Origin of the sequence: Lutibacter sp. (assembly GCF_016342705.1) — a bacterium.
Taxonomy (GTDB): domain Bacteria; phylum Bacteroidota; class Bacteroidia; order Flavobacteriales; family Flavobacteriaceae; genus Lutibacter.
The window spans coordinates 33,874-46,873 of sequence record NZ_JAEINV010000018.1 but is presented as its reverse complement, the minus strand read 5'-3'; the positions used below and the strand labels follow the sequence as shown (position 1 = coordinate 46,873).

General features: G+C 30.2%; 9 protein-coding genes. 5 read left to right on the top strand and 4 right to left on the bottom strand.

What is annotated here, in order from left to right; all coding sequences use genetic code 11:
• Positions 1-9: 9 nt before the first annotated feature.
• The 3 genes from JEY78_RS14025 to JEY78_RS14015 form a co-directional block, all read right to left on the bottom strand.
• Entirely contained in the window at positions 10-1,272 is a 1,263-nt protein-coding gene (locus JEY78_RS14025; protein ID WP_291852690.1) for a 2Fe-2S iron-sulfur cluster-binding protein, read from the bottom strand.
• Positions 1,273-1,286: 14 nt separating this feature from the next.
• Complete coding sequence (locus JEY78_RS14020; protein WP_291852687.1) at positions 1,287-3,014, bottom strand: NAD(P)H-dependent oxidoreductase subunit E; 1,728 nt, start codon at positions 3,012-3,014, stop codon at positions 1,287-1,289.
• Positions 3,015-3,293: 279 nt separating this feature from the next.
• Positions 3,294-5,027 (bottom strand): NAD(P)H-dependent oxidoreductase subunit E, encoded by a 1,734-nt coding sequence (locus tag JEY78_RS14015; protein WP_291852684.1) that lies wholly within the window; start codon positions 5,025-5,027, stop codon positions 3,294-3,296.
• Positions 5,028-5,362: 335 nt separating this feature from the next.
• On the opposite strand from JEY78_RS14015, the gene JEY78_RS14010 reads away from it, so the two are divergent.
• A complete protein-coding gene (locus JEY78_RS14010; RefSeq protein ID WP_291852681.1) occupies positions 5,363-6,028 on the top strand; it encodes a DUF5020 family protein in 666 nt (221 codons plus the stop codon).
• Positions 6,029-6,038: 10 nt separating this feature from the next.
• The gene (locus tag JEY78_RS14005) at positions 6,039-7,334 is read left to right on the top strand and encodes an NCS2 family permease (RefSeq protein ID WP_291852678.1); all 1,296 of its coding nucleotides are present in this window, start codon (positions 6,039-6,041) and stop codon (positions 7,332-7,334) included.
• A 94-nt stretch (positions 7,335-7,428) separates the two neighbouring features.
• On the opposite strand, the gene JEY78_RS14000 is transcribed toward JEY78_RS14005, so the two are convergent.
• Positions 7,429-8,637: a uracil-xanthine permease family protein gene (locus JEY78_RS14000; RefSeq protein WP_291852675.1), complete on the bottom strand. Its 1,209-nt coding sequence runs from the start codon at positions 8,635-8,637 to the stop codon at positions 7,429-7,431.
• Positions 8,638-9,253: 616 nt separating this feature from the next.
• Between JEY78_RS14000 and JEY78_RS13995 the strand changes: the two genes are divergently transcribed.
• The 3 genes from JEY78_RS13995 to JEY78_RS13985 are packed head-to-tail and all read left to right on the top strand — an operon-like array spanning position 9,254 to position 12,929.
• Positions 9,254-10,810: an acyl-CoA carboxylase subunit beta gene (locus tag JEY78_RS13995; RefSeq protein WP_291852672.1), complete on the top strand. Its 1,557-nt coding sequence runs from the start codon at positions 9,254-9,256 to the stop codon at positions 10,808-10,810.
• A 12-nt stretch (positions 10,811-10,822) separates the two neighbouring features.
• Positions 10,823-11,008, top strand: a complete 186-nt coding sequence (locus JEY78_RS13990) for a hypothetical protein (protein ID WP_291852669.1) — start codon at positions 10,823-10,825, stop codon at positions 11,006-11,008.
• Between the two features lie 19 nt (positions 11,009-11,027).
• Positions 11,028-12,929, top strand: coding sequence for a pyruvate carboxylase subunit B (locus JEY78_RS13985; RefSeq protein WP_291852666.1), 1,902 nt, complete (start codon positions 11,028-11,030; stop codon positions 12,927-12,929).
• Positions 12,930-13,000 lie beyond the last annotated feature (71 nt).

Here is a 13,000-nt window from a genome sequence, read left to right as displayed (position 1 = left end):
TTTTAAGGTTTAGTCATATTTAAATTCAGGATATGCGATGGAATATTCTTCTTCAAATAAAATATGTTTTACAACATTCCAAATATGATTGGCATTTGGTGGGCAACCTGGAATGTGATAATCTATTTTTACCACTTCGTGGTTAGAATATACTTTGTTTAATATTTTAGGAATGTCTTCGTGATTAGGGATAATTGTAGCTCCTTCTTCACTTGTCATAGATTCTAAATAAGCTTCTCTTAAGCATTCTTCAAGTGGAAAAGTATTTCTTATAGCTGGTAATCCGCCCCAAATTGCACATTCTCCTACTGAAACTAAAATATCACAATGTTTACGGAACTCTCTTAAAACTTCAATATTATTTGTGTTACAACAACCACCTTCAATTAAACCAATATCACAATGTTCTGTAAAGTTTTTTAGATCAGTTAATGGAGATTTGTTAAATTCAACAACTTCTAATAAATCTAATAAGCCTAAATCTATATCTAACATAGACATGTGGCAGCCAAAACAACCTGCCAATGAGGTGGTTGCAATTCGTTTTTTCTTATTTTTAGTTCTATGTTTTTTAATTTTATCTAAGGAAAATAATTTGCCTTCAGGACCTAAATCAAATTGACGATCGCCAAATGGTTTACTGAATGTTTTTCCTTTTACCAAAATAGAACCTGTTGGGCAAATTTGCATTGCACGTTCAGCTTCAATTTCAGATAATTTAGCTTCTTGCTTATAATCTATAGAAACTTTAGTGCTGTTACCTCTTTCGGTAAAACTAAATACATTATAGCCATCTGCCGTTTTTACTTCTTCAATACAGCGTTTACATTTAATGCACCTATTTTGGTTGATGACAATGCGTTCTGGACGTGCATCTACCAGTCTGTCAACAAATAGGTGAGGAAAACGTGTAAATCTGATACCTGTTTCGTATCCTAAATTTTGCATTTGACAATCACCACTTTTTTCACAGGAAGGACAAAAGTGATTTCCTTCAACAAACATCATTTCTAAAATGGCTTTTCGGGTATCAAGTAATTCTATAGTATTTACTTCAATATCCATTCCTTCTTGAACTTGAATGGTACATCCAGCAACTGAACGGCCATTTAAGTTGACAGTGCAAACTCTGCAACTTCCTAATGGATTTAAGTGTTTAAAATGGCATAAAGTTGGAATAAAGATACCATTTTGTTTTGCAGCTTCAATTAAATTTAAGCCTTTTTCGGCGGTGCAAATTCTTCCATCTAATTTAAAGGTTATGTTTTCCATTTTTAATATTTTTGCTAAAGTTGTGTGTCTTTTATTAAACTATCAAATTCATAAATAGCATTTTCCATATCAAATTCTACATTTTGGTTTCCATTGTTTGGCGCTATTTTTACATTAAAATAATCTTTAAACTTTTCAGTTGCCATTATTAAAGCATTTGGAGATGCCTTTCCTAATCCGCATCTGCTTGAAAGTTTAATTATGTTTCCCCATTGTTGAATTTCATCTAAATCTTCTTGTGTACATAAGCCGCGTTGAATTTTCTTTACTTTTTCTGTTAAAATAAAATTACCAGCTCTACAAGGTGTACAAACACCGCAAGATTCTTCTTTAAAAAATTCCATAAAATTTCTTAAAATCTGCAATATGTCTCGGTTTCTATTAAATACCATAAATGAACCGCCACACAAAATATCTTCTTTACAAATTTTACGATTGAATTCGGTAGTATTTAAACATTCTCCAGATGGCCCACTAACTTGTACTAGATAAGGAGATGTTGCTTGGCTCATTTCAATACTTAATAAATCTCCAATTGTGGTTCCATATTCAATTTCATAAATACCTGGTTTTGCAACATCGCCTGATATACTAATTAATTTTGTTCCCGGTGATTTTGGTGTTCCAATAGTTAAAAAGAAATCTTCACCTAATTCAATAATTCTGGATGCGTAAGCTAATGTTTCTACGTTGTTTACTACTGTAGGTTTGTTTTTAAAGCCGTATTTTGTCGCAGACCAAGTTCTAACGGGTGGTTCTCCTCTGCGACCTTCTAAAGATTCAATTAATGCAGATGCGGCGCCGCAAACATAAGATCCTCCACCTAATTGAATTCTTATTTCAAAATTAAAACCTTCAATTTCTTGAATGTTTTTTCCCAATAAATTTTTATCATGAAACTGTTTAATTTGTTGTTCCAATTCTTTTAATAAAAATTGATATTCGGCTCTTAAATAGAAAATACCTTCTCTTGCTCCGGTTGCATAACCTGCTAAAATCATGCCTTCAATAACTAAACCAGGAAGGTGTTGAAGCAAAGCTCTATCTTTAAATGTTCCGGGTTCTCCTTCGTCTGCATTGCAAATAATATATTTTGCATCGGCTTCATTGTTTTTGCAGGATTGCCATTTGTAGCCTACTTCAAAAAAAGCGCCACCACAGCCCAATAGTTTAGATTTAGAAATTTTATCTATTATTTGTTGAGGTGTATATTTTAAGCCTTCTTTAATACTTGTTCCTATTTCATAAGGTTTAAAAATAACAGCTTTATTATTTGTAGGAATAAAATGTATTTTACTTTTCACTTTACTTGCAAAATTTATTACATTTTCGCCATTTCGTATTTTTTGAATTATTAACGATACTTTTTTTGGAGTTAAATCTGCAAAAGGTTGAAAATTTATAAGTGCAGCTGGACTTTGATCATTTAAACCGATACATGATGTTTCAAACAAAGAAAATTCTTCGTTTCCGAGTTCATTAAATGTACAACCAGTTTCTTTTTCAAAAGCAGTTTTAACTTCAGCAAATCCTTTTAATTCAGAAATAATATTGTTACTTAAATAAATGGTATGTTTTCCTGTTGGATTTTTTTGAAAAAAATGATAAAATGAAATTACACTTTCAATTTCAATTGCAGAAACATTTAATAAAATAGAAATTTCTGAAATTGCTTTTTTTGAAATGTAACCAAACTGATGCTGGTACTCCCAAAGTTTATTTAATAAATGTATTCTTTCCATATGAAGTTGTATTGTACTTTTTGGTACTTAAAGTTACGGATTATTCATATTTAAAGTGTTGATTTTTAATGTTGAAAACTCTTTTTACAGTTATTTAAATAGACAGTAGTAGACTATTGAAAATTATACAACAAAATCATTATTTTATTATTTTATACCTAGTAGTTAGATACGAAATGCTACATATTAAATTGATATAAAAGTAAATAATGGCGTATTAAAATATGTTTATGATAAAATTAATATTTATTATATGCTAAATATTGCATTTATTATAATTTAATTAACATCGTTAATTTGAGTGTTTATTATAAGATCGTAATCATAAACTGCATTTTGCATATCAAATTCTACATTACAGTTATCTGTGCACGAAGCTACTTTTAAACTAAAATAATCATTAAATTTATCAATGGCCATTATTAAGGTGTTTGCTGCATATTGTCCTAAACCACAACGGCTTGAGCTTTGCATAATTTTACCCCATTCTTTTATCTCTTCTAAATCTTTTGAAGTGCATATTCCTCGTTTAATTTTTAGGATTTTTTCATATAAAATTTGATTTCCTGCACGGCAAGGGGTACATGCGCCACAAGATTCAATTTTAAAGAATTTACTAAAGTTTTCTAATATTTGAATAATGCTTCTAAATTTATTAAAAACCATTATGGAGCCACCACAAACTAAATCTTCCTCACATATTTTTCTATGAAATTCGGTTTCATTAATACATTCTCCAGAAGGTCCACTAATTTGCACAAAATGTGGTGCTGTTGCTTGGCTTAAATGAAGTATTTCTTGTACAGACATTCCCCATTCAATTTCATAAATTCCCGGTTTTGCAATATCGCCAGCTAGGCTAATTATTTTGGTTCCTTTACTTTGTTTTGTTCCTATAGTATTTATAAAGTTAGCACCTAATTCAATAATTCTAGAAGCCATAGCAAAGGTTTCTACATTATTTACAATAGTGGAATAGCCTAAATATCCATTTTCTGTAGGGAAATGTTTCCGAATCCTTGGTTCTCCTCTAAAACCTTCTAAAGATTCTATTAAAGCAGTTTCGGCTCCGCAAACATATGCTCCTGCACCTAATTCAATTTTTATTTTAAAATTAAAATTATCAATGCCTTGTATATTTTTACCTAAAAACCCTTTTTCTTCAAATTCCATTAAAGTATTTTTTAGTTTTTTTAGTAAATATTTATATTCGGTCCTTAAATAAATATATCCAGTTTTGGCACCTGTAATATAGGCTGCTAAAATCATACCTTCAATTACTAAACCAGGATAATTAGTTAGTAATGCTTTATCTTTAAAAGTACCTGGTTCACCTTCATCAGCATTACAAATTATGTATTTTTTTGTACTATTTGAAGTTTTACAAGCATTCCATTTTGCTGCGGTTGAAAAGAATGCACCACCTCTTCCTTTTAACTCAGCTTTTTCAATTTGTGCTAAAAGTTTATTTTGGGTGTTAGGTTTTATTTTTTTTAATGAGTTACCTAAGATGTAATTTCTGAAGAAAATTGTTTTATTTTCAGAAGGTGTATATTGAATTTTACAAACTGGATTATTTGCAATGGAATCTAATTTTACATAATTTTTTAGCTTTTCAATAATTGATTTAACTTTTTCAGGAGTTAAATGAGTAAATGCATGAAAATTTATAAGTGCTGCTGGTTCTTGATCGCTAAGTCCAATACAAGATGTTTCGAATAATGAAAACAGTGGATTGTTGTCGTAACTATTAAAAGTGCAACCCGTTTCTTTTTCAAAAGCAGCTTTTATATCCTTAAATCCATTTAATTCTGAAATAATGCTGTTATTAAGGTAAACAATATATTTACCAGTTGGTTTTCTGTGGAAGAAATGATAAAAAGAGATAACTCCTTCAATTTCAATTTTTGATACTCTTAATTTTTGAGCAATTTCTGAAATAGCATTGTCAGGGATGTAACCATACTTATTCTGAAACTCCCAAAGGCGAGATAATAGCCTTGTCCGTTTCATAGTTAAATAATTTAGTTACAATAAATTTACAACATAAGTATGTGTAAATCAACTTAATTGTCTTCTTTTTTCTTATAAATTATAAATAATTCGTAAAATAATTATAATATTATTTTACGAATGAAATGAGTAAAATAGGTTAGAGGTAATTTAGTTTTTATAGGAATATTTCAATTTATATTAATTAAAATTAAGGTTTTAACATTTACGTTATTTATTTTCATTTTAAATAGTTAATTACGTGTTAATAATTGAAAAAAATGAATAGGACTATTTAGTGTTTATTGTAGTATTTTTGTCCTTAATTTTTTTATAACAATTAACAAACAAACACAATGAAAAAACTAATCACCCTTATTACAATTTTTGTAACAGTTTCTGTTACAGCACAAAACTTTCAATTGCATAGAGATTTTGAAAGAGGCCATTTCACAACTACTTTTGAAATGTTTAAAATAGACAAATATGGTAATACTTTTACCTTTATTGATTTTGATTATGATGCTTCAACAGGTGTAAGTGGTTCATATTATGAAATTGCAAGAGTATTAAAAACAGAAAAAATGCCAGTTGGTTTACATGTTGAATATAATGCAGGTTTGGGAACATTTAAAGCGGGAAATTCTACAGGTGGTTATACAATTGACGAAGCTTGGATTTTTGGAGCTAATTATGGAAAAGGAAATGCTAAATGGGGATTTTCAACATATGCGGGGTATAAAGCTTTTACTGGAGCTGAAAAAGGAAACTTTCAAGTTACTGGAACTTGGTATGTTAATTTAATTGAAAATAAATTAACATTTACTGGTTTTGCTGATTTGTGGACTCAAAATTATAAAGGAGCGAAAGACTTAACCGTGTTTTTGTCTGAACCACAAATATGGTATCATTTAAATAAAACTTTTTCTGTAGGTGGAGAGTTAGAAATTTCATCAAATTTTGCGGGTGGAAATGACGCTATAAAAGGAAGACCAACATTAGGAATTAAGTGGAATATTTAAAAAATAAATTATGTTAGACAAGTTTTTTAAAATAACAGAAAATAAATCAACCTTAAAAACGGAAATAATTGCAGGAATTACCACTTTTATGACTATGGTATATATTTTGGCAGTTAATCCAAGTATTTTAAGTGCGGCAGGAATGGATAAAGATGCCGTTTTTACAGCAACAGCATTATCGGCAGTTATTGCCACATTAATTATGGCGTTATATGCAAAATTACCATTTGCACTTGCTCCAGGTATGGGTTTAAATGCCTTTTTTGCATTTACAGTAGTTTTAGGAATGGGCTATTCTTGGGAATTTGCATTAACAGCTGTTTTTCTTGAAGGAATCATCTTTATTATTTTAACGGCGTTTAATATTCGTGAACTTATAGTAAATTCAATACCTTTAAATTTAAAACATGCAGTTTCCGTTGGAATAGGTCTGTTTATTGCTTTTATAGGTTTAAAAGGAACTGGATTAATAGTTGATAATCCAGCAACACTAGTAACTTTAGGAAGCATGAAAAATCCTGAAGTTTTAGTAGGTATGGCAGGTGTATTAATAATAGGTGTTTTATTAACAAAAAAAATAAAAGGAGCCATTTTAATTGGAATTTTAGCATCAACTATAATAGGTTTAATTGCTGGTGTAACTGTGATTCCTGAGAATTTTAGCTTTGTAAGTTTACCTCCATCATTAGAGCCAATTTTCTTCAAATTTGATTTTTCTCAAGTATTTAGTTTAGATATGTTAATAGTGTTATTCACGTTTTTATTTGTTGATATGTTTGATACTGTGGGAACATTGGTTGGCGTATCATCAAAATCAGGAATGTTGGATGAAGAAGGAAATGTTCCAAGAGTTAAACAAGCATTATTTGCAGATGCAATTGGAACTTTTGTTGGAGCAATTTTAGGGACATCAACAGTTACAACTTATGTAGAAAGTGCTGCAGGTGTTGCTGAAGGAGGAAAAACAGGGATGACAGCATTAACTGTTGCAGGAATGTTTGCATTGGCATTGTTTTTCGCTCCAATTTTTATGATTATTCCAGCAGCTGCAACAGCACCAGCTTTAATAATTGTAGGTTTGTTTATGATATCTCCAATAATGAAAATAGATTTAGATGATTTTACGGAATCTATTCCTGCATTTTTCACTATAATAATGATGCCACTTACATATAGTATAGCGGAGGGAATTGTTTTTGGAATGTTATCATTCGTTTTATTAAAACTGCTAACCGGCAGATATAAAGAAATAAAACCAATTATGGTAATTATTGCAATTCTATTCATTATAAAATTTTATGTATAAATAATTAGAATTCTATACATTAAAAAACCTTTTTGAAAATTTTCAAAAGGTTTTTTAATGTTTTTAAAATTAATTGTAGTCGGTTTTTTTTATCTTATTTAGAAGGGTTTGGCAAAACTAAATTTAGAATAACACCAACAACAGAAGCTAAACCAATACCAGCTAATGAAAAGTTTCCGTAACCTAATTGTGCGCCACCAATACCAATTGTTAATATAATTGAAACAATTACTTGATTTCTGGTAATTGAAAAATCGGTTTTATTATCAATTAAGGTTTTAATACCAATACTAGCAATCATACCAAAAAGTAACAACATTATACCGCCTAATACTGCTGCAGGGATGGTTTTCAATATTGCACTAATTTTTCCAACCAAAGAAAACACAATAGCCGTTACAGCTGCAATTCGTAATACTCTAGGGTCGGTAATTTTAGTTAAAGCGACAGCTCCAGTAACCTCAGAGTAGGTTGTGTTTGGAGGACCACCCATAAATCCAGCAAAAGCTGTAGCTATACCATCTCCTAATAAAGTTCTATGTAATCCAGGATCTTTAACAAATTGTTTTTCTGCAACACCACTAATAGCATACATATCTCCAATATGTTCAATAATAGGAGCAATAGCAACAGGTATCATATATAAAATGGCTCCCCAATTAAATTCAGGAGTAGTAAACTTAGGTAAAGCAAACCAAGCAGCTTCATTAACCGAAGAAAAATCTACAATCCCAATTATAATTGAAATAATATAACCAACAATAATTCCTATAAAAATAGGTATGAGTTTAATTAAACCTTTAGTAAATGTTACTATAATAATTGCAGTTGCTAAAACAACTAAAGCAATTGGCCAATTTGTTTTCGCCATGTCAACGCCAACAGTTGCAAGTGATAATCCAATAATCATAATTACAGGACCTACTACAACAGCAGGAAATATTTTTTCAATTATGCGTAATCCCCATAATTTAATAATTGCAGAAACAATTCCGTATACCAATCCCACCGCAATAATACCACCTAAGGTTCCAGGGTAACCGTAAATTTTAGTTGCAGCTATAATTGGAGCAATAAAAGCAAAACTACTCCCTAAAAATACTGGTACTTTTCCTTTGGTTATTATATGAAAAATTAATGTTCCAACACCAGCTGTAAATAATGCAACTGAAGGATCAATGTCAATTAATAAAGGCACTAAAACTGTAGCGCCAAAAGCTACAAATAAAAATTGCACACCAATAATTATTCTTTTTATTGGGTTTGAAGTGTCTGTTAGAGTTTGGTTTTGAGAAGGTTTCATTTGGATGTTTTTTTTAAATCGAGCTAATTTAACTATATATTTTTAAAAACCTTAAAAGATTGCTTTTTACATAGAAATTTAGAATCATTCTATAAAAAAAACATTAAATTTTACTTCAATATTTTTCATTTTAAGAATATTTGAGTCAATTTTTTACTCAAATTTCATTTTTCACCTGCTTTTTTTGCCAAAAACGAGCTATTTTGAAGGGAAAAAGCACTAAAAAAAAAATACTTATTTACTTTTTTTATTTGTCATTTCGAAATCGTTGTAAATAGCATTTTTCAGCTCTCTAAAACACGATTTTTTTCCTTTTTAAGAGGTGTGTAGAAAATGTAAAAACACAAATGTTACAGAAAAATATTTTTATGAATAATTCAATAAATAAACGAAAAATGTATTTAAAAATTAAATATAATGTAAAAAACAAGGCTAAAAATAACAAATAAACAACAAAATTGTTCATTAAAAATAACGGGAATTGGGTTTTTTTGTTTTTTTTATATTAAAAATGGGCCATAATCTAGATAACAATCTTTATCTTTATACAACAAAAATAGCATTGAAGAAAGTTAAAAAAAGAAGCATTAAAAAATAGAAAAACTATATATAAAAAATGAAAGTTTCTGATAAAATATCATATTTAATTACTCGTAGAGAACAAGCCGCGCAAATGGGTGGTGAACAAAGAATTGAAAAACAACATGCAAAAGGTAAATTAACTGCTCGTGAGCGTATTAATATATTGTTTGATGAAGGAAGTTTTTATGAAATAGATTCTTTGGTTAAACATCGTTCTGTAAATTTTGGAATGGAGCAAGTTGAAATAGCTTCAGATGGAGTAATTGTTGGACACGGACTAGTTAATGGAAGAACAGTATTTGCTTTTTCTCAAGATTTTACATCTAGCGGAGGTGCTTTAGGAGAAATGCACGCAACAAAAATTTGTAAAATAATGGACTTAGCTTTAAAAGCTGGAGCGCCAGTTGTTGGATTAAATGATTCTGGAGGAGCAAGAGTAGAAGAAGGTGTAGATGCTTTAAAAGGTTATGGAGATGTTTTCTTTAGAAACTCAAGAGCATCTGGTGTAATTCCACAGATTTCGGCAATTATGGGACCTTGTGCTGGTGGAGCAGTTTATTCGCCTGCAATGACAGATTTCATTTTTATGGTGAAAAAAACAAGTAATATGTTTATTACAAGTCCATATGTAATTAAAACAGTAACAGGTGAAGATACTACTTTCGAAGAATTAGGAGGAGCAATGGTTCATAATTCAAAAAGTGGAAATGCACATTTTGCTTGTGAAGATGATACCGATTGTATTGAACAAATTAGAGAATTAATAGATTACCTTCCAAATAACAATATGGAAATGACCCCAATTTTAGAAATGGGAGATGATCCAAAACGTGCTTGTGAAATGTTGAATACCATTATTCCAGACGATTCAAAAGTACCATATAATATGAAAGATATTATTGAAGAGGTTTTGGATGCCGGTCATTTCTATGAAGTACACGAATATTTTGCTGAAAACTGTATTGTTGGTTTTGGTAGATTAAATAATAGATCTGTTGGTATAATTGCCAATCAACCAATGATTTTAGCTGGTTGTTTAGATATTGACGCATCGGATAAGATTAGTAGATTTATTAGAACTTGTGATGCTTTTAATATTCCAATTATAACTTTTGTTGATGTGCCTGGTTACTTGCCTGGTGTCCAACAAGAATGGAACGGAATTATTAGACACGGTGCAAAATTATTATGGAGTTACTCTGAAGCAACTGTACCTAAATTTACAGTAGTTGTTCGTAAAGATTATGGTGGAGCATACGTTGCAATGAGTTCTAAACATTTAGGAGCAGATATGGTTTTTGCTTGGCCAACAGCTGAAATTGCAGTAATGGGAGCTAAAGGAGCTGTTGAAGTAATTTCAAGTTATAAAAAAGAAATTGCACAAGCAGAAGATAAAGCAGCTAAAAGAGAAGAAAAAATTGAAGAATATGAAACGGCTTTTGGTGTACCATATTTGGCAGCTGAAAGAGGTTATATTGATGAAGTAATTTTACCAAGTGAAACAAGAGAAAGATTGGTAATGGCTTTAGAAGCTTTAGGCTCTAAAGTTGAAATTGTACCAGCAAAAAAACATGGAAACATCCCTCAATAAATATTAAAAATTATGGAATTATTAGAAAAAAAGAAAAGAGCAGCAGCTATTGCAGTTTCACTTTATTTACAAGCTGAAGAAAATAACGAAAATGAAGTAATTAGTTGTAATTGGAGTAAAATGGGAATGAATAGAAAAATGAATGATAGAGAATTTTTATTTAGACAAGGGAAAACAATAGGAGTAAGAATTTCTTAAATATTAAAATTGACGTACAATGATATATGATAAACACGGAGCATTAATTATGACTCCAATGAATTATAGTGCAGACCGACCAAAAGCAGAAAACCCAATAAAAATACAAGATTTAAGTTTTCGTGATGGACACCAATCGTTGTTTGCAACAAGAGGTAGAACTGAAGATATGATACCTTTTGCTGAGCAAATGGATGAAGTTGGGTTTCATGCAATTGAAACTTGGGGAGGAGCTACGTTTGATACCATGCACAGATACTTAGGAGAAGATCCTTGGGAACGATTAAGAACATTAAAAAAATATATGCCTAAAACACCATTTTTTATGTTGTTAAGAGGTCAAAATGTTGTTGGTTATAGAAATTATGCAGATGATGTTGTAGAAAATTTTGTTCAACGTTCTTGTGACAATGGAATGGATATTTTCAGATGTTTTGATGCATTAAATGATTATAGAAACTTTGAAACAGCAGCAAAAGTTGTAAAGCGTAATGGAAAACATTTCCAAGGTACCATTTGTTATACATTAACAGAACCAAGGTTAGGTGGTGAGGTGTACAATATGGACTATTACTTAAACAAAGCAAAAGAATTAATGGAATTTGGTGTTGATTCTATCTGTATTAAAGATATGGCAGGTTTAATTGCTCCTTATGATATTTATAATTTAGTTGTTGAACTTAAGAAAATTACAGATATTCCTTTAAACTTGCATACTCATTTTACTTCAGGGATGGGAGATTTAGCTATTTTTAAGGCAATAGAGGCAGGTGTTGATATTGTTGATACTTGTATGTCGCCATACGCGTATAGAACTTCTCACGCAGCTATTGAGCCACTAGTAATTTCTTTATTAGGAACAAACAGAGATACTGGCTTAGATATTAAAAAACTAACGGATATTAGCGCTCAAATGGAAGCTATTATACCTAAATATAAGCATTTAGATAACAGTCCGAAATATTCAATTATTGATACAAATGTAATTTTACATCAAACTCCAGGAGGTATGTTATCTAACTTGGTGAATCAATTAAAAGCAATGGATTCATTAGATAGATTAGATGATGTATTTAAAATGTTACCTAAAGTAAGAAAAGATTTAGGACAAATTCCATTAGTAACACCTACTAGTCAAATTGTTGGTGTGCAAACAGTAAACAATGTATTGTTTGATTCTTATGAAGGGGAATATTCTAAAATTACTCAAGAGGTTAAAGATTTATGTTACGGATTATATGGTAAAACTACGTTGCCAATAAATCCTGAACTTAGAAAGAAAGCTTTAAAAGACTATCCAAGAGGTGAACAACATATTGAATGTAGACCAGGAAGTGTTTTAGAACCAGAAATGGATGCTGTTAAAGAAGGAGCAAAAGGTTTAGCAAAAGATATTGATGATGAAGTATTATTAGCATTATATCCAGTAACAGGTAAAAAATTCTTAAAAATCAAATATGGTTTAGAGGAAATGCCTGCTGATATGAAAGCTAAAACAATGGAAGAGGTTAAAAAAGAGGAAGAATTAATTGCCAAGGCTTTAAAAGGAGAATTAACTACTTCAAACGTAAATTCTGATACACCAATGCAAGAAATGGAAGTTTTTGTTGATGGAGAACGTTTTAGTGTTTCTATTCCAACCAATAAGGCTAATGCAAGACAATTTTCTCGTAAAAAGAAAGAGGCAAGAGAAAATGATGGAGATGAAAATGGAGCTGTAAAATCTCCAATTCCAGGAATGATTATTGAGTATAAATTTAATAATGGAGACCAAGTTAAAGAAGGTGATATTGTTGTTGTTTTAGAAGCTATGAAAATGATGAACAATTTTCAAGCATCTAAAGATGGCGTTTTAGCTGGAATAATTTTTGAGTCTGGTGATTCTGTTCAAAAGAACGATGTACTTTTTGTAATTGAATAAAAATTAGAAAATAGCCAATTTTTACAAATAAAAAGTAGCTTTAAATTAATTTAAAGCTACTTTTTTTATGC